Genomic DNA, 19,439 nt, shown 5'->3' on the forward strand with positions numbered 1-19,439 from the left:
GCTGTTGGCGGAGATCGAGGGGAGGGTCATGAGCGAGCGGAGTGATCCGGTCGGCGTTCGACGCCGGCCCCGCGTGCGGATGGCGGCGGCGGCCGCGGCACTGACGTTTGTGGCACCGATGGCGGCGTGTGCCTCCGGCGGTGACGGCGGGGTGCCCACGATCAACCTGTACTACCCGCCGGAGCAGAACCTCCAGCAGGTGGTCGACCGGTGCAACACCGAGGCGGGTGGGCGGTACCGCATCGTCAACCGGGTTCTGCCGCGGGAGGCCGACGAGCAGCGGGTGCAGATGGTGCGCCGGCTCGCGGCCGAGGACGACGGCATGGACGTGCTCGGCCTCGACGTGACCTGGACCCAGGAGTTCGCCAGCGCCGACTGGATCCGGGAATGGACCGGGCAGGACCGCGCCGAGGTGGAGGAAGGCACCCTCGAAGGGCCGTTGGAGACCGCCCGGTACGAGGACAAGCTCTACGCCGCGCCGAAGAACACGAACGTCCAGTTGCTGTGGTACCGCAAGGACCTGGTGCCCGAGCCGCCGACCACCTGGGACGAGATGATCTCGATGGCGCAGCGGCTGCGGGATCAGGGTCGGCCGCATCAGGTGCTCACCATGGGCGCCCAGTACGAGGGACTGGTGGTGCTCTACAACACCCTGGTGGCCAGCGCGGGCGGCAACATCCTCAACGACGACGGCACCGAGGCCGTGGTGGACGACGGCGCCGTGCGGGCCCTTGAGGTGCTGCGCGACTTCGCCACCTCCGGGGTGACCTCGCCGTCGTTCAGCAACGCGACCGAGGATCCGGTGCGGCTGGAGTTCCAGAGCGGTAACGGCGCGTTCCAGGTGAACTGGCCGTTCGTCTATCCGGCGATGCAGGAAGCGAACCCGGAGCTGGCGGAGCAGGTCGCCTGGGCCCGGGTGCCCGGGGTCGAGGAGGGCACTCCGGGGCGGGTCACCATCGGCGGCATCAACCTGGCCGTCAGCCGGTACTCGGAGCACCCGCAGGAATCCTTCGAGGCGGCCAGGTGCCTGCGCAACGCGGAGAACCAGAAGTTCTCCGCGATCAACGACGGGGTGCCGCCGACGATCGAGAGCGTCTACGACGACCCCGAGATGGACGAGGCGTACCCGATGAAGGAGACCATCCTCGAACAGTTGCGGAACTCGGCGGTGCGACCGCTGACCCCCGCGTACCAGAGCATCTCCACCGTGACCTCGGCGATCCTGTCGCCGCCGTCGGCGATCGACCCGCAGGCGACCGCCGACGAGCTGCGTGAGGCGGTCACCGCCGCCCTGGAGTCGAGGGGAGTCCTGCCGTGAGCGAGCACCCCGAGCGAACCATCGGGCTCAGTGCGCCGGTGCCTCAGGCCGGGCCGGAGCGAAGCGGAGGCACGGCATGAGCATCAACTCCACCCCGGCCGGCGCGGACGTGGCCGCCGAAGGCACCGACACCCGCAGCGGGGGGCACGCCGCGGTGCCCGCCCAACGCGACAACCGACGCGGCCGGGCACCGCTGAGCGAGAACAAGCGGGCCGAGCGGCGGCTGGGCTGGCTGCTGTGCGCCCCGGCGGCATTCGTCATGCTGGCGGTGACCGCCTATCCGATCCTGTACTCGGTGTGGCTGTCGTTGCAGCGCTACGACCTGCGGTTCCCCGCTGAGCGGGAGTTCATCGGTCTGCAGAACTACGCCACCGTGCTCACCAACGAGTTCTGGTGGACGGCGTTCGGGGTGACCATGCTGATCACGGTGGTCACCGTGGCCGTGGAGCTGGTGCTCGGCATGGGCCTCGCGCTGATCATGCACCGTACGCTGGTCGGGCGGGGGATCGTCCGGACCTCGGCGCTGATCCCGTACGGCATCGTCACGGTCGTGGCCGCCTTCTCCTGGCGGTACGCGTGGACGCCGGGCACCGGGTACCTGGCCAACCTGTTCTCCGACGGTGCGCCGCTGACCGAGCGGGCCAGCTCGCTGGCGATCATCATGCTGGCGGAGATCTGGAAGACCACGCCGTTCATGGCGCTGCTGCTGATGGCCGGCCTGGCGCTGGTGCCGGAGGATCTGCTCAAGGCCGCCTCCACCGACGGCGCGACCGCCTGGCAGCGGTTCACCAAGGTGATGCTGCCGGTGATGAAGCCGGCGATCCTGGTGGCGCTGCTGTTCCGCACCCTGGACGCGTTCCGGGTCTTCGACAACATCTACGTGCTGACGTCGGGGGCCAACGAGACCTCGTCGGTGTCGATGATCGCCTACAACAACCTGATCCGAGGGCTGAACCTCGGCATCGGCTCGACCATGTCGGTGCTGATCTTCATCACCGTGGCGATCATCGCGTTCGTCTTCGTGAAGCTGTTCGGTACCGCTGCCCCGGGCAGCGACGACGGAGAGAGGCGCTGACATGGCTGACACCACCACCCGGGCCAAGGTGCGCTGGGGCCTGCTGGACGTCGCCGTGGTCGTGTTCGCGCTGACCCCGGTGCTGTGGATCATGTCGCTGTCGTTCAAGACGCCGGCGACGCTCACCGACGGGAAGTTCATTCCACGGGAGTGGACGCTGGAGAACTACCGGACGATCTTCGCCACCGACCAGTTCGTCCGAGCGTTGGTCAACTCCATCGGCATCGCGTTGATCGCCACCACGATCGCCGTGGTGCTCGGCGCGATGGCCGCGTACGCGATCTCGCGGTTGGACTTCCCCGGCAAGCGACTGCTGATCGGCGTCTCGTTGCTGATCGCGATGTTCCCGCAGGTGTCGCTGGTCTCGCCGCTGTTCGAGATCGAGCGGCAGCTGGGCCTGTTCGACACCTGGCCGGGCCTGATCCTGCCGTACATCACCTTCGCGCTGCCGTTGGCGATCTACACATTGTCGGCGTTCTTCAAGCAGATCCCGTGGGACCTGGAGAAGGCCGCCAAGATGGACGGCGCCACCCAGGGGCAGGCGTTCCGGCGGGTGATCGCCCCGCTGGCCGCGCCGGGACTGTTCACCACCGCCATCCTGGTCTTCATCTTCTGCTGGAACGACTTCCTGTTCGCCATCTCGCTGACCTCCACCGAGCGTTCGCGCACGGTGCCGGTGGCGCTGTCGTTCTTCACCGGTGCCTCGCAGTTCGAGGACCCGACCGGCGCGATCTGCGCCGCCGCCGTGGTGATCACGGTGCCGATCATCCTGTTCGTCCTCTTCTTCCAGCGCCGCATCGTCTCCGGCCTGACCTCCGGCGCCGTCAAGGGATAGGTGAGAAACTCGTGGCTGACATCGTGCTGGACAAGGTGAGCAAGAAGTTCCCGGACGGCACCACGGCGGTGCGCGACGTCGACCTGGAGATCGCCGACGGCGAGTTCGTCATCCTGGTCGGCCCCTCCGGCTGCGGCAAGTCCACCACTCTCAACATGATCGCCGGGCTGGAGGACATCAGCTCCGGTGAGCTGCGCATCGGCGGGCAGCGGGTCAACGACAAGGCCCCCCGCGACCGGGACATCGCCATGGTGTTCCAGTCGTACGCGCTCTACCCGAACATGACCGTCCGGGAGAACATGGCCTTCCCGCTGCGGCTGGCGAAGCTGGACAAGGAGACGATCGCGCAGAAGGTGGAGGAGGCGGCGAAGGTCCTGGAGCTGACCCCGCTGCTGGACCGCAAGCCGGCCAACCTCTCCGGCGGGCAGCGGCAGCGGGTGGCGATGGGCCGGGCGATCGTCCGGCAGCCCAAGGCGTTCCTGATGGACGAGCCGCTGTCCAACCTGGACGCAAAGCTGCGGGTACAGATGCGGACCGTGGTGTCCCGCCTGCAGAAGCAGCTCGGCACCACCACCGTGTACGTCACCCACGACCAAACCGAGGCGATGACCCTCGGCGACCGCGTGGTGATCATGCGCGGTGGCGCGGTGCAGCAGGTCGGCCCGCCGCAGGAGCTGTACGACCACCCGAACAACCTTTTCGTGGCCGGGTTCATCGGCTCACCGTCGATGAACTTCCTCACCGCCACGGTGGAGGAGGGCACGCTGCGTACCGCCCTGGGTGACGTGCCGATCGGCGACCGGATCCGCCGCGAGCTGGAAGGGGCCGACGCCCCTCGGGAGCTGATCCTCGGCATCCGTCCGGAACACTTCGAGGACGCCGAGCTGGTCGACGAGGAGACCCGCCGTCGGGGCATGGAGTTCACCGCCCCGGTGGACATCGTCGAGTCGATGGGCTCGGACAAGTACGTCTACCTGAGCGTCGAGGGGGAACGGGCCACCTCCGCCGAGCTGGAGGAGTTGGCCGCCGACGCGGGCGCGGCCGACTTCAGCGGTGCCGGGTCGAACCTGGTCACCCGGCTGTCGGCGGAGTCGACCGTCACCGAGGGGGAGGACCGGCGGGTCTGGTTCAACCTGGAGAAGATCCACCTGTTCGACCCCTCCGACGGCCGCAACCTGACCCTGCACGAGGGTCGCGCCGCCGGCACCCTCGCCGACTGACCGCCCCTGCCGGGTGCATCTGCCACACCGGATGCACCCGGCAGGAGGTGCGGGGTCAGTGTGAGTGGCGAGGCACCGCGCTGCCGCTGCCACCGACCAGGAAGTCCAGGTCGGCGCCCTGGTCGGCCTGCTGGACGTGCTCGCTGTACAGGCGTACCCAGCCGCGCTCGAACGCCGGCTTCGGCGGCTGCCAGGCGGCGCGGCGTTCGGCGAGCTCGGTCTCGTCGACCAGCAGGTCGAGGCGGCGCGTCGGGACGTCGAGGCGGACCAGGTCGCCGGTGCGGACCAGCGCCAGCGGGCCGCCCACCGACGCCTCCGGCGCCGTGTGCAGGACGCAGGTGCCGTAGCCGGTGCCGCTCATCCGTGCGTCGGAGATCCGCACCATGTCCGTGACACCGGCGGCGAGCAACCGGTGTGGCATCGGCACGTTGCCCACCTCGGGGAACCCCGGGTAGCCGCGTGGCCCGGCGTTGCGCACCACGATGACGGTGTCGGGCGTGACGTCGAGATCCGGGTCGTCGGCGGCGACGGCGTACTCCTCGATCCGGTCGAAGACCAGCGCCGGCCCGGTGTGGGTGAGCAGGTGCGCCGAGGCGGCCGAGACCTTCAGCACCGCCCCGGACGGCGCGAGCGACCCGCGCAGTACGACGGTGCCCGATCCGGCGGGCTGGAAGGGTTCGGCGAGGGTGCCGATGACCTGCCGGTTCCAGCACCGGACGCCGTCGATGTTGTCGGCCACGCTCTTCCCGCTGACCGTGATCTGATCCAGGTGCAGCAGCGGGGCGATTTCCTGCATCACCGCCGGGACGCCGCCCGCGTACGCGAAGTCCTCCATCAGGTACGTCCCGGACGGCATCAGGTTGACCAGCATGGGCACGTCGCCGGTGAGGGCGTCGAAGTCCTCAAGCGACAGGGGCACGCCGACGCGGCCGGCGATGGCCAGCAGATGCACCACGGCGTTGGTGGAGCCACCGATCGCGGCGTTGACCCGGATGGCGTTCTCGAACGCCTGACGGGTGAGCACCGTGGACAGGCGCTGGTCCTGCTCGACCATGGCCACGATCCGGCGTCCGGCGGCGTGCGCGAGCGCGTACCGTCGCGAGTCCACCGCCGGAACCGCGGCGGCGCCCGGCAGTTGGACGCCCAACGCCTCGGTCACGCAGGCCATCGTGGAGGCAGTGCCCATGGTCATGCAGTGGCCCCGGCTGCGGGACATGCAGACCTCCGCCTCGGCGCAGTCGGCCGCGGTCACCAGGCCGGCGCGCAGGTCCTCGGTGAAGCGCCAGACGGCGGTGCCGGACCCGATGTCCTGGCCACGGAACTTGCCGTTGAGCATCGGTCCGCCGGTGATCAACAGGGTCGGCAGGTCGACACTTGCCGCACCCATCAACAGGCCGGGAGTGGTCTTGTCGCAGCCGGAGAGCAGCACCACGCCGTCGAGCGGGTTGGCCCGGATCAGTTCCTCCGCCTCCATCGCCAGCAGGTTGCGGTAGAGCATGGTGGTGGGCCGCATGAGGGGTTCGCCGAGGCTCATCGCGGGAAACTCCAGCGGCAGACCGCCGCTCTCCCAGATGCCGCGCTTCACCGATTCGGCCAGCTCGCGCAGGTGGGCGTTGCACGGGGTCAGCTCCGACCAGGTGGTGGCGATGCCGATCACCGGGCGACCGTCGAAGACGTCGTCGGCGAACCCCTGGTTGCGCATCCAGGAGCGATGGATGAACCCGTTGCGGCCGTCGGCACCGAACCACTGGCCGCTGCGCAGCGGTCGACTCGACATCAGCACCCCTCCCGGCGCGATTCGACCCCTGGCACGAGTCGCCCATCGACTCGGCGGGGAATGGCGGTGTACTCGTCCCGCAGTTCTTCGGGGAGGATCCACTCCGGGGCGTTCTGCCAGGCCAGCGGGCGCAGGAAACGTCGGATCGAGGTGGCGCCCACCGAGGTGTGCACGGCGTTCGTCGACGGCCAGGGACCACCGTGGTGCTGGGCCCACGACACCCGGACACCGGTGGGGTAGCCGTCGAAGACGATCCGACCGGCGCGGGCGACGAAGACGTGGACCAGCCCGCGTACGGCGTCGGTGTCGTCGCCCTGACCGCGGTGCACGGAGCCGGTGAGCGACGGCGGCACGGTCACCAGCGCGGCGTCGAGGTCGGCGACGTCGTGGTAGCGGACCACGACCATCAGCGGGCCGAAGCACTCGTCGGCGATCTCGGCGGTCAGGCCCGGCAGGTCGACCTCCAGCAGCGTCGGTGCCACCGTGAACCCCGCCTCGGCGTCGATGCGGGGTTGGGCGACGAGGCGGGCGCCTGCCTTCTCCAACGCGGCGGCTCCGCTGTTGTACGCGTCCCGGATGCGCTGGTTCAGCAGGACCGATCCGCCGGCGGAGGCGACCTTTCCCCGGAGCGTGTCGACCAGGCGGTCACCAGCCGGGTCCGCCGGGAGGAACGCCAACCCCGGCTTGGTGCAGAGCTGACCACCCGAGGCGGTGAAGGAGGCGAACAGCCCGTCGGCGATCTGGTCCCCCCGGCTGGCCGCCGCGTCGGGCAGCACGACGATCGGGTTCACGCTGCTCAGTTCGGCGTACAGCGGAATGGGGTCGGCGCGCTCGTCGATGGCCGCCTGGATGGCGCGGGCCGCGCCGACGGAGCCGGTCAGGGCGGCGGCCCGGATCGCCGGCTGGCGCACCAGCCAACGGCCGGCCCGCTCCCCGTACACGGCCGTGAGCACACCGTCGGGTCCGCCCAGGTCCCGTACGGCCGACTCGATCGCGTCGGCGGAGGCACGCGACGTCAGCGGATGGGACGGGTGCGCCTTCGCCACCGTGGGACAGCCGGCGGCCAGCGCCGAGGCGGTGTCGCCGCCGGCGACGGAGAAGGCGAACGGGAAGTTGCTGGCGCCGAAGACGGCCACCGGCCCGAGGGGTACGAGCATCCGTCGCACGTCCGGGCCGGGCCCGAGGGGCGTGTCGGCGGCGTGGTCGATGGCCGCTTCCAGGTACCCGCCGTCGCGCAGCACCGCCGCGAACATCCGGAACTGGACCGCCGCCCGGGTCAGCTCCGAGTCGAGTCGCGCCTGGCCCAGAGCGGTCTCCGCCTCCGCCGTCGCGACCAGATCCGCCCGCCGGGACTCCAGGGCGGCCGCGACCGCGTCCAGCAGCCGCGCCCTGCCGGTCCTGCCCAGGTCGGACAGCCACTGTGCCGCCCGGGACGCCCGACCGACGACCGCCGCCACGCCGGACTCGTCCGTCTCGACGAGATCCGTCGGGTGCTGCCGGCCGCCGCGCGGATCGGTGGTGGTGACTTTCACAGCAGTCCTCTCCTTGCCAGGTTGCTCATGAGATCGCGGACGCCGAACCGCCACGGCTCGCACCGCTCCGCGTGCCACACCCGGTTGACCAGGGTTCCGAGCGCCGGGCAGTCGATCCGCACCACGTCGTCGACCTTGTGGGTGAAGCCCTCGCCGGGGCGTTCGCGGTCCTGGGTGGGGGCGAACATGGTGCCCAGCATCAGGACGGCGCCGTCGGGATACTGGTGGTGCGGGCCGATCAACTGCCGTACCAGCGACTCCGGGTCGCGTGCCATCCGCGCCATCTCCGAGGTCGCCGTCAGGTGGAAGTCGTCCAACCCGTGGACCTGGAGACCCACCCTCAGCTCGCGTACCCGACCGAGTGGAAACCGCTCGTCGAACAGCCGGATCAACGGTCCGAGGGCGCACGAGGCGTTGTTGTCCTTGGCCCGGGGGAGCAGCAGCGCCGAGCGTCCCTCGACGTCCCGCAGGTTCACGTCGTTGCCCAGGGTGGCGCCGACGATCCGACCGCTGGACTGGACGACGAGCGTGACCTCGGGCTCCGGGTTGTTCCAGGTCGAGGCCGCGAGCACGCCGACCGGGACGGCGGTGCCGACGGCGGAGAGGGGCTGACCCTTGGTGAAGATCTCGGCGTCCGGCCCGATCCCCACCTCGAGGTACTGACTCCAGACGCCCTCGGCGACCAGCGCGGCCTTGAGCCGCTCCGCCTCGACCGAGCCGGGGACCAGGCTGTCCAGGTCGGCACCGATGTCGGCGAACATCCGGCCACGGATGTCCGCCGCGCGGGTCAGGTCTCCCCGGGCCCGCTCCTCGATGACGCGTTCGATCATCGAGACGGGAAAGGTCACGCCGGCGGCCTTGAGCGCTTGCAGGTCGACCGGGGCAAGCAGCCAGGGCCGGCTCCGGTCCCGGTCCGTGGCAGCGGTGTTGGCCAGCAGTTCGTCGAAGCCGCCGACCCGTGGCCCGTCCGACCCGGCCACGGTCTTGGCGGGTTCGGGCAGCTCGCAGATGTCCCGCACGGTCGGAAACCGGTGACTGAGGTCGATGACGTCGCCGTCGCGGACGGTCACCGGGGAGGGGCCGTCGACGGACGGGTCCCAGATCCGACCGACGAGGACGCTGTCCTCGGCATCGTCCGGCAACGCCTCGGCGGCACTGCCGAACCAGGGCTCCTCGCTCATCGTCACTCCCCTGGTACAGGTCCGGTGTCGCCGAGCTGGAATCTGCAACGATCGTAGCGCTATATGCAACGGTGTCAACGGCCGATTGCGAGTAGAGCGCAACCCGTTGCGTATGATGCAACGGGCGGTCGTTCGGGTCGCCACGTGGAGGGAGCGCCACCGTGTCGCAGTCGGTTCGCCGTGCGGTCGACCTGATCCGTCGCGCCGCGGAACATCCGCTGTCCCTCACCGAGGCGGCGGAGGTCCTGGGGGTCCACAAGTCCACCGCCCTGCGGATCCTCCAGACGCTCGAATCGGCGCGCTTCGTCCGCCGGACCGGTGCCGGGACCTACGTGCTCGGCAGCGGCATCATCGAACTGTCGGAACTCGCGCTGGGCTCGATGGACCTGCGCCAGTTCGCCGCCGCGCCCCTGCGTACGCTCCAGCGCAAGACCGGCCACACCGTGCACCTGGCGCAGTTGACCGGCGACGAGATCATCTATATCGACAAGGTCGACAGCCCGGCCTTCGACGCGGTCAAGCTACCGTCGCGGATCGGGCGCGCAGTCTCGATCTACGCGAGCGCCGTCGGCAAGACCATTCTGGCGTACCTGCCGACGGCGGAACGCGACCGCCTCCTGTCCCACGTCGTCTTCGAACGGTTCACGCCCACCACGTGCGCCGACCGCGAATCGCTCGACGCCGAACTCGTCCGCATCCGCGAACAGGGCTGGGCCGTCGACAACGGCGAACACGACACGTACGTCATGTGTGTGGCCGCGCCGATCAGGGACTCCCGTGGGCGGGTCATCGCCGCCGCCTCGATGACCGCGATCGAGGTCATCGCCAGCCTCGACCAGCTCAAGGAGAGCCTTCCCCTGCTGCTCGACACCGCGATCCAGATCTCCGGAGAACTCGGCTACGACACCTCCGAGGGCGATTGACGTGACGCGGGCGGCGCCCGCCCCGCCTACAACTTCGGGGATGTTGCTGCCTCAGGCTGCGGCGAGGCAGCAACATCCCCGAAGTTGTCGCCTCCTGGAGACGGGGCACTTAGCCCCGGACCAGGGCGTCGAGCAGCTCGGCTTCTCGGCCGGCGCTCAGGCCGGCGCGCCGGTCGCGGTGCAGTCCGGTCGCCCGTTCCCAGGCCAGGGTGTCCGCCAGCAGGTCCGGGCGCGGCCGGTGGCGCAGCCCGGCGGCGGCCGCCGCCGCACCGCTGTGCGCCGACCAGCCGGAGTGACCCGGCTCGACCAGCCACATCGGCAGCGACTCCGGGCCCATGTACTGGGCCACGCCGCGGGCCACCAGCCAGTCGGCGTCGACGTCGACCACCGGTCCGGTGTGCCCGCCGACGGCGCGGCACCGGGCGATCCAGTCACCGAAGGGCACCACCGGCCCGACCGCGTTGAACGTGCCGACCGTGCGGGCTGCGGCGCTGTCCAGCAGCCAGGCGGCCAGATCGCGCACGTCCACCACCTGCGTGGGCAGATCGGGGGTACGGGGTACCAGCATCGGCGCATCGGGGTCGCGGGCGGCCCGCGCCACCCAGTAGCCGGAGCGATCGGTGTGGTCGCCGGGGCCGCCGATCAGACCGGCGCGGGCCACCAGCAACCGGTCTCCCACCTCGGTCGTGGAGAACTGCTCGCAGGCCACCTTCGCCTCGCCGTACTCGGCACGGTCGACCACCTCCCGAACCGTCGCCGGGAGGGTGGCCGCCGACTCGTCGGCACCGGGTGTGTCGTGGCTGGCGTAGGCGCTGACCGACGAGACGTAGCACCAGTGCCGGGCCCGGTCGCCCAGCGCGCGCAGGGCCTGCCGGACGAAGCCGGGCTGCCACGACACCTCGATGACGGCGTCCCAGTCACGGTCGCGCAGCACGTCGTACGCTGTCGGGTCGCTGCGGTCCGCGCGGACGAGAACCGCGCCGTCCGGCACCGCTCCACTGTCTCCACGGGCCAGGCAGGTGACGGCATGTCCCCGGTCGACGGCCTGCCGGGCCACCTCCCGCCCCAGCCACGCCGTCCCGCCCAGCACCAGTGTCTGCATGGTGCCCAGCCAAGCAGCGGTGGCGCGACGCAGCCAACGGACTCTGCCGTAGGCAGAACACGGGGCCGACGGCGCGGCCCGGCAGTTCTACCCTCGGCTGATGACCTCCATGAGGGAGCCGCCGACGAACACGATGACCCTGTCCGCCGGCCCGGTGGAGTATCGGCTGGACCAGCGCGGGGACGCGGTCGTCGTGGTGTTTCACGGTGGTCACATGCGCGCCGGTCTGGCCTTGGACGAGCGGGTCTACGCCGAGGCGGACATCTCAGTGCTGGCGCCGTCGCGACCGGGGTACGGCCGCACTCGTGTCACCACCGGGACAACCGTGCCCGGCTTCGCCGACGTGACCGCCGACCTGTGCCGGCACCTGGGCTTCCAGCGGGTCACGGCGGCGGTCGGCATCTCCGCGGGCGGGCCGACCGCGGTGGCCTTCGCGGCCCGTCATCCGGACCTGGTGGAGCGGCTGATTCTGCAGGGCGCGTTGGGTCCGTTGCCCTGTCCGGACCGCCGTACCCGCCTGTTGGCGGGGCTGATGTTCTCGCCTCGCACCGAGGGCGTGACGTGGGGCGGCATGCGGTCACTGCTGCGCCGCGCGCCGGGCCGGGGTTTGCGGCAACTGCTCGCCGGCCTGGCCACCCTCCCGGCGGACCAGGTGCTGGCCGGGCTGACCCCGGCGCAGCGTACGCAACTGGTCTGGCTCTTCTCCCCGATGCGCTCCGGCGCCGGCTTCCGCAACGACCTGCGCCCCCGGGATGACCTCACCGCGCAGGTCACCCAACCGGCCCTGGTGATCGCCAGCCGGCGCGACGGTGCGGTGCCGTTCGCGCACGCCGAGGCCCTGGTCGCCGGGATACCCCGAGCCGAGCTGATCGAGAGCCAGGCCGATCACCATTTCTACGAGTTCGCCCCCGACTGGCCGACCATCACAGACACGCTGCGCACCTTCCTGACCACTGATCCGAGGCCCTGAACGCCGTCGCGGTCGCTCGCCGGACGCGGTACGCCGGGATCCCGCCATCGCGAGCCAGGCGAGTTCTGCTCGCATGGCCGCAACTGCGTCCCGCAGGTAATGTCACCGATCGTGAACGCCTTGACCCGGAACAACGTCACGGTGACCGGGGCCCGCGGGGGCCGTACGCTGGTCTTCGCCCACGGTTTCGGCTGTGATCAGAACATGTGGCGGTTCGTCGCGCCGCAGTTCGCCGCCGAACACCGGGTGGTGCTCTTCGACCACGTCGGTGCCGGCGGCTCCGACCTGTCGGCCTACCGACCGCAGCGGTACGCGTCGCTGCACGGCTACGCCGACGACGTCCTGGAGATCCTGACCGAGCTGGAAGTGTCCGACGTCGTTTTCGTCGGCCATTCGGTGAGCGCGATGATCGGGGTGCTCGCCGTGGCGGCCGAGCCCGACCGCTTCTCCGGTCTGGTGCTGGTCGGCCCGTCGCCCCGCTACGTCGACGACGACGGCTACCGGGGCGGCTTCAGCCGGGCCGACATCGACGAGTTGCTGGAGTCGCTGGACAGCAACTACCTCGGCTGGTCGGCCGCGATGGCCCCGGTCATCATGGGCAACCCGGAGCGCCCGCAGCTCGGCGCGGAGCTGACCAACAGTTTCTGCCGGACCGACCCGGCGATCGCCCGGCAGTTCGCCCGGGCCACCTTCCTGTCCGACAACCGCGCGGATCTGTCGAGGGTCCCGGTGCCCAGCCTGGTGTTGCAGTGCAGCGAGGACGTCATCGCGCCGTACGAGGTCGGCGAGTACGTCCACCGTCAGCTTCCGAACAGCACGTTCATGCTGCTGAAGGCCACCGGGCACTGCCCCAACCTGAGCGCGCCTGAGGAGACGGTCCAGGCAATTCAGGCGTTCCTGGACAAGGGTTAGCGTGGATCAACCGGCCGAGCCGTTCGGCCCACTGCTCGCGGAGAGCGCCGAGGACCTCTACGAGAACGCGCCCTGCGGCTACCTCTCCGTACTGCCCGACGGGGCGTTGGCCCGGGTGAACCAGACCTTCCTCGACTGGACCGGCCACCGTCGTGAGGAGCTGCTCGGTCGCCGCATCCAGGAGCTGTACGCCGTCGGTAGCCGAATCTTCCACGAGACCCACCTGCGACCACTGCTGCACATGCAGGGTGAGGTGCGCGAGCTGGCCATGGAGTTCCGGCGGGCCGACGGCACCCGGTTCGACACGCTCGTCAACGCCGTGCTGCGGCGCAACCCGGAGACCGGCTCCACGGTGCTGATCATGACCGTTCTCAACGCCACCGATCGGCGTGCCTACGAGCGGGAACTGCTCGCCGAACGTCGACGTGCCGAGCGCACCACCGCGCGGATCAGGGTGCTCCAGGAGATGATCGCCCGGTACGCCACCATCGAGCGGGCCGACGAACTCGTCGCCCCGATCGTCGCGGCGGGTACGGCGGCGTTCGAGGCCGTCACGACCACCGTCTGGCTGGTGGACGCGGAAAGCTCCGCGCTGATCGTCACCGGGGCCGACCACCACGACGCGTCGCTCGCCCTCGACGGTTCGGCGCCCCAGGCCCGGGCTGCCCGCACCGGCGACGTGGTCGTGCCCCCGGCGGACGAGGCCGCCGAGCAGGTGTCCACCCCGCTGATCGCCGACGACCAGGTGCTCGGCGTGGTGTCCTTCGACTTCGCTGTGGCCCGCCGGTTCGATGCCGACGAGGTCGAGCTGATGCGGACGCTCGGCCGGCAGGCCGGGCAGGCGCTGGAACGGGCGCGGTTGTACGAGGAGAGCGCCCGGCGGGCCTGGCAGTCGGCGTTCCTTGCCCGCCTCGGCCGGGACCTCGACGAGCCGGTGGGCGCCGCCGACCGGGCCCGCCGCCTGGTCACGCTGCTGGTGCCCGAGCTGGCGGAGTACGCCCAGGTCGACCTGACCCACGACGAGGAGTCAGGTTGGCGGGCCGGTGCCGCGCCGGACGCCGCCGCCGTCGATCCGGTCAGCGCCGCCGGGCCCGGCGGACCCTGGCCTCTGACCGACCTGGTCCGGGAAACCCTGCGGACGGTACGCGGCTCGGGTGAGGCCCGTCCGGTGCCGCTGGCCGCGCCGGACGGCCGTCCGGCCGTCGGACTGCCATTGCGGGCCCGTGGCGCGGTGATCGGCACACTGTTGCTCGCCGGCGATCCGGCGGTGCCGGGCCGGACCGATCCGGAGTTCCTGCTCGACCTCGCCGACCGGGCCGGGCTCGCGCTGGACAACGCCCGTCTCGCCGAGCAGGACCGGGAGGTGGCGCGCACGCTGCAACGCAGCCTGCTGGCCAGCGAGCGGCCCATCGACGCCCGTTTCCACGTCGCCACCGTCTACCGCCCGGCGGTGAAGACGCTGGAGGTCGGTGGCGACTGGTACGACACCTTCCTCACCGCCTCCGGCAGCGTCGGGTTGGTCGTCGGCGACGTGGTCGGCCGCGGCATCCGGGCAGCCAGCGCGATGGGTCAGCTCCGCAGCGCCGTACGGGCGCTGGCCAAGGCGCAGTGCGGCCCGGCCACGGTGTTGCAGTTAATGGACGATTTCGTCGCGACCCTGGAGGCCGGTCAGATGACCACCCTCGCCTACGCTGAGTTGGCGCTGGACACCGGCCGGCTCCGCTACGCCTGCGCCGGGCATCCACCACCGCTGCTGCTGCCGCCGGACACCTCGCCGCGCTACCTGTGGGAGGGCCGCTCCGGTCCGCTCGGTACCCGAGCGGCCAGCCGGGGGCGGCGGGAGGCCGAGCTGACCCTGCCGCGCGGCTCCCGACTGCTGCTCTACACCGACGGCCTTGTCGAGCGGCGCGGTGAGCGGATCGACCAGGGGTTCAACCGCCTGGCGGAGGTGGTGACCAGCCGGCGGGAGACGCCGCTGGCGTCGCTTGTCGAACAGGTCAGCGACGCGATGTTGGCAGGCGAGGGCGGGCACGACGACACGTGCCTGCTGGCCCTGGCCTTTGACGGTGCACCCCGGTACCACTGCGAGGTGCCGGCCGAGGTCGCCGCGCTGCGGCCGCTGCGCGGCGAGCTCGATGACTGGCTGATGAGATACAAGGTGCCGGAGACCGAGCGGTACGCCATCGTGCTGGCCTGTTCCGAGGCGGTGGCCAACGCGATCGAGCATGGTTACCTGGGGAATCCCGTCGGCCGCGTCCGGGTGGGCGTGACGATTGACGGCAACATCGTGGAGCTGCGGGTGAGCGACTCGGGCCAGTGGCGGGCGCCGCGGCCCAGCGCTGACCGGGGACGGGGGATGGCCCTGATGGGACGGCTGATGGACGACCTCGTGGTGGACTGCGGCGAGGGGACCACGGTCTTGATGCGCCGCAGACTGGGGAGGTCGGCGAGGTGACCGCGGCGAACCGGATTACCGTGACCGTGGAACGCGGCAGCGAGGTCGTGCGGCTCCACGGCGACGTCGATCATGTGAATGCCGATCAGGTCGAGCGGGAGGTTCTCACCGCCACCCGCGCGGCCGCCAGCGTGGTGGTCGACCTGTCCGCGGTGACCTTCCTCGACAGCGCCGGGCTGCGTTGCCTGGACCGGCTGGTGGCCGCCTTCACCAAGCGGCAGGCGCAGGTGCGGGTGGTCGCCCCGGAGGACGGGGTGGTCCGCTTCACCCTTGATCTGATCGGTTTCCTGCCCGAGACGCTGGCCTCGACCTTGGACGAGGCGTTGCGCGGGTTGGGTCACTGAGCCCGTCCGCGCGGGTCGCCGACCCGGGCCGGCGCCGCGCCCGTGGCATGGTCCGCAACTGGTGGGAGGCGCGATGTCCGTGGTTCTCGTTCGGGTAACCGCCGTCGGCGGTGCGGTCGGCACCGTTGTCGCGGCGTTCGGTCTGCCGTGGGTCTGGTACGGCGACATGGCCGTACGGCTGACCGAGTTCCCGGGATGGGCCGGGTACGCCGGCGCGGCCGTGCTGTTCCACGTGCTCACCGGATGGGCGGTCGCCGAGCCGCGCCGTCGAGGATGGCTGCCGCTGGTGGCCGGCGGAGTTGGTGTCGTCACGGTCGTGGCCGCCGTCGTCGTCATGGCCGACTACGCCGAGGTGTTCCTCGGCCCGCTCGTCCCCGCGGTCCGTCCGTCGCTCGGGCCGGGCGGGCCGGTCGCGGTGCTGGCCGCGCTCGTCAGCCTGGCCGCTGTCGCCGCAGCGCGATCCCTGCGGTTCAGTCGTTCCAGGTGACCCGGGGCGGCAGAGCGAGGAAGTCGGCGTACCGGTGCAGCGCCTGCTCGACCTGCTCGCGGCGGGCCGGGGCGAGGTCGACCAGCGGGTGCACGGTCAGGGTGACGCGGGTCTTGGCCAGGCTGCGCTTCCAGGTGCCGACCACCCGGCCGCCGACCACGACGGTGGCCTGGAAGACCCCGTTGCCGCCGGGAATGATGGCCTGCTTGTGCTCCGGGTCGAGCATCAGCGCGCGGTCCTTGTAGCCGAGCAGGTACTCGTCGAAGCCGGGCAGGGTCAGCACGTCGTCCACCGTGGTGCGGGGCGCGTCGAGCAGCGGCGTGTGCAGCACTGCCTCGACGCCGTCGACAAGCACGGTGGTCAGGTCGGCACCGGCGGCGGCGATGCCGCGTCTGGCGTCGGCGGCGGTCAGGCCGGTCCAGCCGGCGAAGTCCTGCCGGGTGGTGGGGCCGTGGCCGCGGAAGTAGCGCAGCGCCAGAGTGGCCAGCGCCTCGTCGCGGTCGAGCTGGCGCTGGCCGGGCGCCCACTCGTCGAGCAGCGCGAAGGTCTGCTCGGTGCCGATGTTGGGGGCGATGCAGGTGACCCCGCGCTGGGCCGCGTGCCACAGCAGGTGGTAGCCGCGCTGGCCAGCACCGTCGATGCCGGCCGCGACAAGCGCGGCCACGCACTCGGCGCGGGTCAGCCGGCCGCCGCCGGCTAGGGTCTCGCCCAGCACGTCGGCCGCGCGGTCCGCCTCCGCCTCCGACAGGCCGAGGAACTCACGCCGCTTCGCCGCACCGGCGAGCGCGCGTACGCCGGTCAGCTCCAACTGCCAGCGGGCGTCGCGGGCCGGCACCAGGTGGATGGTGCCGCGCATCGGCCAGGTCCGCAGGGCCTCGCGGCGCTCCAACGCGGCGTGCACCTCGGCCTGGGTGAACCCGGGCAGCCGTACGCCGAGCGACCACATGCCGCTGGCCAGGTCCTGTGCCTGCATGGCGCCGAACCACTCCACCACGTCGGCCACCGTCGTCGGCGCGGCGGTGGGATGGGGACGCAGCAGCAGGCTGGTCATCCGCAGCGCGAGGGCCTCTGAGCCGCTCAGCGCGATCGTGCCGGGAGGTGCCACGACGTCGGCCGCCTTCCATTCGGTGGTCGACGGCAGCATAGGTGTGGGCACCGACAACACGACCTGCCCGGTTGCCGAGCGGCTCCCCTGATCGCGCTACGCCAACACCGTTGGTGGCGGAGCGCGATCCCCCGTTCAGGTCGACCGGTGCGGGGCGGCGACGAGGATCGCCGGCACCGGTGTCATCAGGATGACGTTTTCCTACCTGTCCGAGAACTGTGAACCACGCAACTTGCGGATATCTTGAGCAAGCCGCCCGGTCAGCCCCGGCGCGGCGGCGGCACCCGGACGGCGGCCATGCCCGCCGCGGTCGCCGCCTCGATGCCCAGGTCCGCGTCCTCGAAGACCAGGCAGGACCTCGGCGGTACGCCGAGCAGTTCGGCGGCGCGCAGGAACGGCTCCGGGTCGGGCTTGGGACGGGCGTAGTCGCCCGCGCAGACCAGCACGTCGAATCGGTCGAGAATGCCCAGCGCGTCGAGCGAGGCGGTGACCGCCTCCCGGGTGCTGCCGGAGACCACGGCGAACGGGATGCGGCCGTGCGCGTCGTCGATGTGCCGCAGCACCCCGGGGATACCGGTGGCGGTGGGCAGCAGCTGCTGGAACCGCGTCTCCCGGTGGGCGACGACCGTCTCCACCGGCATGTCCAGGCCGTGCTGCTCGTTCAGGGCGACGACGATGTCCGCGGTCGGTCGCCCGGCCCAGGCGTAGAAGAGGTCCTCGGGGAAGGCGCAGCCCCACCGGTCGAGGGTGTCCCGCCACGCGGTGTAGTGCTGGGGCATCGAGTCGACGATCGTGCCGTCGCAGTCGAACAGGTACGCCTGGAACTCGCCGGTCGGCAGGGGCAGCATCACCGGGCCAGGCTATCCGGCGGCACCCGACGGCCGGCGCGCCGGTCAGAGCCGCCGATACATCACCAGCAGGTCGACGTAGCCCTCGACGGAGTGTCGGAAGCCCTCCGGGATCCGCCCCACCACCTCGAAGCCGAGCGACCGCCACAGCGCCACCGCGCGGGTGTTGACCGCCACCACCGCGTTGAACTGCATCGCCCGGTAGCCGTCGGCGCGAGCCAGGTCCAGCACGTACTCGCCGAGGGCCCGCCCGACGCCGCGCCCGGCCGCCGCCGGGGCGACCATGAAACTGGCGTTGGCGACGTGCGCCCCGGGACCGAGCTGGTTGGGGGTCAGCTTCGCCGAGCCGAGCACCGTGCCGTCGGGGCCGACGGCGACCACGGTGCGTCCGGGCGTAGGGACCAGCCACATCTGTCGGGCCCGCGCCTCGTCGACGTCCCGGGGCCAGGTGTACGTCTCACCCGCGGCGACGATCTCGCGCAGGAAGGGCCAGATGCCGGGCCAGTCGTCGGCGGTCGCGATCCTGATCTCCATCGCCGGACAGCCTGCCACCGCGCCACCCGTGCCGGCCACCGGAAATCCGCCCGCCGGGACCGGTCGACGCCGTCCGATGTTTGTCGCCGCAAGCATCGGGTAGTCGCCGGAGCTGATCCCGATGAGGAAGGACGAGCGATGGCGGCACAGGTCAAGGTGGCGGTGATCTACTACAGCGCGACCGGCATCACCTACCAGATGGCGCAGGCGGCGGCGGAGGCGGCCGGTGAGGCGGGTGCGGAGGTGCGGCTGCGCAAGGTACGCGAGCTGGCACCGGACGAGGCGATCCGCTCCAACTCGGGATGGCAGGCACACCGGATGGAGACCCAGGACGTGGAGGAGGCACAGCCGGACGACCTCAGCTGGGCGGACGTGGTGATCTTCGGTTCGCCGACCCGCTACGGCCTGGTCGCCGCTCAGCTCAAGCAGTTCATCGACACCACCGGCCCGCTGTGGGCCCAGGGGGCGTTGGCCGACAAGGTCTATTCGGCCTTCACCTCCACCGCCACCGAGCACGGCGGGCAGGAGTCGACGCTGCTGTCGCTGTTCCACGTCTTCTACCACTGGGGCGGGATCGTGGTCACCCCCGGGTACACCGAGCCGAGCCAGTTCACCGCCGGCAACCCGTACGGTGCCTCGCACACCAGCAACAACGGCGAGACCGCGCCCGACCACATCGCGCTGGGGGCGACCGCGCTGACCGCGAAGCGGGCGGTGCGCATCGGTGCCGCGCTCAAGCAGGGCCTCGCCGGCTAGGTCCCCACAGCAGGACCGGCGGTCCGGGCGGGGGCTCTCAGACCCGCCCGGACCGTCGGCCGTCC

General features: G+C 71.2%; 18 protein-coding genes. 11 read left to right on the forward strand and 7 right to left on the reverse strand.

All coding sequences use genetic code 11. From position 1 onward, the window contains the following. Window positions 1-28 precede the first annotated feature (28 nt). The 4 genes from O3597_RS06950 to ugpC all read left to right on the forward strand — a co-directional run bounded on the left by O3597_RS06950 (window position 29) and on the right by ugpC (window position 4,448). Window positions 29-1,318 carry an ABC transporter substrate-binding protein gene (locus O3597_RS06950; protein WP_281603557.1) on the forward strand — a complete coding sequence of 430 codons (1,290 nt, stop codon included), beginning with the start codon at window positions 29-31 and terminating at the stop codon, window positions 1,316-1,318. A gap of 76 nt (window positions 1,319-1,394) precedes the next feature. Next, complete coding sequence (locus O3597_RS06955; protein WP_164448177.1) at window positions 1,395-2,393, forward strand: sugar ABC transporter permease; 999 nt, start codon at window positions 1,395-1,397, stop codon at window positions 2,391-2,393. A gap of 1 nt (window position 2,394) precedes the next feature. Beyond that, complete coding sequence (locus O3597_RS06960; RefSeq protein ID WP_164448176.1) at window positions 2,395-3,228, forward strand: carbohydrate ABC transporter permease; 834 nt, start codon at window positions 2,395-2,397, stop codon at window positions 3,226-3,228. A gap of 11 nt (window positions 3,229-3,239) precedes the next feature. Beyond that, window positions 3,240-4,448, forward strand: a complete 1,209-nt coding sequence (gene ugpC, locus O3597_RS06965; protein WP_164448175.1) for a sn-glycerol-3-phosphate ABC transporter ATP-binding protein UgpC — start codon at window positions 3,240-3,242, stop codon at window positions 4,446-4,448. 55 nt (window positions 4,449-4,503) lie between these two features. Here ugpC and O3597_RS06970 read toward each other — a convergent pair whose 3' ends face one another. The 3 genes from O3597_RS06970 to O3597_RS06980 are packed head-to-tail and all read right to left on the reverse strand — an operon-like array spanning window position 4,504 to window position 8,938. After that, window positions 4,504-6,225, reverse strand: coding sequence for an IlvD/Edd family dehydratase (locus O3597_RS06970; RefSeq protein WP_164448174.1), 1,722 nt, complete (start codon window positions 6,223-6,225; stop codon window positions 4,504-4,506). Next, a complete protein-coding gene (locus O3597_RS06975; RefSeq protein ID WP_281603558.1) occupies window positions 6,225-7,757 on the reverse strand; it encodes an aldehyde dehydrogenase (NADP(+)) in 1,533 nt (510 codons plus the stop codon). Before O3597_RS06975 ends, O3597_RS06970 begins: the two co-directional genes overlap by 1 nt. Further along, the gene (locus tag O3597_RS06980; protein WP_281603559.1) at window positions 7,754-8,938 is read right to left on the reverse strand and encodes a fumarylacetoacetate hydrolase family protein; all 1,185 of its coding nucleotides are present in this window, start codon (window positions 8,936-8,938) and stop codon (window positions 7,754-7,756) included. The genes O3597_RS06975 and O3597_RS06980 overlap by 4 nt, the downstream gene beginning before the upstream one ends. A gap of 161 nt (window positions 8,939-9,099) precedes the next feature. Between O3597_RS06980 and O3597_RS06985 the strand changes: the two genes are divergently transcribed. Further along, the gene (locus tag O3597_RS06985; RefSeq protein ID WP_164448171.1) at window positions 9,100-9,861 is read left to right on the forward strand and encodes an IclR family transcriptional regulator; all 762 of its coding nucleotides are present in this window, start codon (window positions 9,100-9,102) and stop codon (window positions 9,859-9,861) included. Window positions 9,862-9,970: 109 nt separating this feature from the next. Here the strand turns inward: O3597_RS06985 and O3597_RS06990 are convergent, their stop codons facing one another. Next, complete coding sequence (locus O3597_RS06990; RefSeq protein ID WP_281603560.1) at window positions 9,971-10,963, reverse strand: reductase; 993 nt, start codon at window positions 10,961-10,963, stop codon at window positions 9,971-9,973. Window positions 10,964-11,063: 100 nt separating this feature from the next. Between O3597_RS06990 and O3597_RS06995 the strand changes: the two genes are divergently transcribed. From O3597_RS06995 to O3597_RS07015, 5 genes are all read left to right on the forward strand, one after another. Then, window positions 11,064-11,933, forward strand: coding sequence for an alpha/beta fold hydrolase (locus tag O3597_RS06995; protein WP_281603561.1), 870 nt, complete (start codon window positions 11,064-11,066; stop codon window positions 11,931-11,933). Window positions 11,934-12,044: 111 nt separating this feature from the next. After that, window positions 12,045-12,845, forward strand: a complete 801-nt coding sequence (locus O3597_RS07000; RefSeq protein WP_281603562.1) for an alpha/beta hydrolase — start codon at window positions 12,045-12,047, stop codon at window positions 12,843-12,845. A 1-nt stretch (window position 12,846) separates the two neighbouring features. Next, the gene (locus O3597_RS07005) at window positions 12,847-15,300 is read left to right on the forward strand and encodes a SpoIIE family protein phosphatase (protein WP_281603563.1); all 2,454 of its coding nucleotides are present in this window, start codon (window positions 12,847-12,849) and stop codon (window positions 15,298-15,300) included. Then, entirely contained in the window at window positions 15,297-15,644 is a 348-nt protein-coding gene (locus O3597_RS07010) for an STAS domain-containing protein (protein ID WP_164448165.1), read from the forward strand. Before O3597_RS07005 ends, O3597_RS07010 begins: the two co-directional genes overlap by 4 nt. Window positions 15,645-15,717: 73 nt before the next feature. After that, window positions 15,718-16,131, forward strand: coding sequence for a hypothetical protein (locus O3597_RS07015; RefSeq protein ID WP_164448164.1), 414 nt, complete (start codon window positions 15,718-15,720; stop codon window positions 16,129-16,131). On the opposite strand, the gene O3597_RS07020 is transcribed toward O3597_RS07015, so the two are convergent. The 3 genes from O3597_RS07020 to O3597_RS07030 all read right to left on the reverse strand — a co-directional run bounded on the left by O3597_RS07020 (window position 16,115) and on the right by O3597_RS07030 (window position 18,618). Beyond that, the gene (locus tag O3597_RS07020; RefSeq protein ID WP_281603564.1) at window positions 16,115-17,275 is read right to left on the reverse strand and encodes a winged helix DNA-binding domain-containing protein; all 1,161 of its coding nucleotides are present in this window, start codon (window positions 17,273-17,275) and stop codon (window positions 16,115-16,117) included. The two genes, O3597_RS07015 and O3597_RS07020, sit on opposite strands and share 17 nt — an antisense overlap. Window positions 17,276-17,496: 221 nt before the next feature. Beyond that, the gene (locus tag O3597_RS07025) at window positions 17,497-18,087 is read right to left on the reverse strand and encodes an HAD-IA family hydrolase (protein ID WP_164448162.1); all 591 of its coding nucleotides are present in this window, start codon (window positions 18,085-18,087) and stop codon (window positions 17,497-17,499) included. A 42-nt stretch (window positions 18,088-18,129) separates the two neighbouring features. Beyond that, window positions 18,130-18,618, reverse strand: coding sequence for a GNAT family N-acetyltransferase (locus tag O3597_RS07030; protein ID WP_164448161.1), 489 nt, complete (start codon window positions 18,616-18,618; stop codon window positions 18,130-18,132). 138 nt (window positions 18,619-18,756) lie between these two features. Between O3597_RS07030 and wrbA the strand changes: the two genes are divergently transcribed. Next, window positions 18,757-19,374, forward strand: coding sequence for an NAD(P)H:quinone oxidoreductase (gene wrbA, locus O3597_RS07035; protein WP_164448160.1), 618 nt, complete (start codon window positions 18,757-18,759; stop codon window positions 19,372-19,374). The last annotated feature ends 65 nt before the right edge of the window (window positions 19,375-19,439 follow it).

It is taken from the genome of Verrucosispora sp. WMMA2044 (genome assembly GCF_027497155.1).
Lineage (GTDB): Bacteria > Actinomycetota > Actinomycetes > Mycobacteriales > Micromonosporaceae > Micromonospora > Micromonospora palythoicola.

Coding starts and splice junctions, on each gene's coding strand:
- O3597_RS06950 (WP_281603557.1), top strand. CDS start 29: ATGAGCGAGCGGAGTGATCCGGTCGGCGTTCGACGCCGGCCCCGCGTG.
- O3597_RS06955 (WP_164448177.1), top strand. CDS start 1,395: ATGAGCATCAACTCCACCCCGGCCGGCGCGGACGTGGCCGCCGAAGGC.
- O3597_RS06960 (WP_164448176.1), top strand. CDS start 2,395: ATGGCTGACACCACCACCCGGGCCAAGGTGCGCTGGGGCCTGCTGGAC.
- O3597_RS06970 (WP_164448174.1), bottom strand. CDS start 6,225: ATGTCGAGTCGACCGCTGCGCAGCGGCCAGTGGTTCGGTGCCGACGGC.
- O3597_RS06980 (WP_281603559.1), bottom strand. CDS start 8,938: ATGAGCGAGGAGCCCTGGTTCGGCAGTGCCGCCGAGGCGTTGCCGGAC.
- O3597_RS06990 (WP_281603560.1), bottom strand. CDS start 10,963: ATGCAGACACTGGTGCTGGGCGGGACGGCGTGGCTGGGGCGGGAGGTG.
- O3597_RS06995 (WP_281603561.1), top strand. CDS start 11,064: ATGACCTCCATGAGGGAGCCGCCGACGAACACGATGACCCTGTCCGCC.
- O3597_RS07015 (WP_164448164.1), top strand. CDS start 15,718: ATGTCCGTGGTTCTCGTTCGGGTAACCGCCGTCGGCGGTGCGGTCGGC.
- O3597_RS07020 (WP_281603564.1), bottom strand. CDS start 17,275: ATGCTGCCGTCGACCACCGAATGGAAGGCGGCCGACGTCGTGGCACCT.
- O3597_RS07030 (WP_164448161.1), bottom strand. CDS start 18,618: ATGGAGATCAGGATCGCGACCGCCGACGACTGGCCCGGCATCTGGCCC.
- wrbA (WP_164448160.1), top strand. CDS start 18,757: ATGGCGGCACAGGTCAAGGTGGCGGTGATCTACTACAGCGCGACCGGC.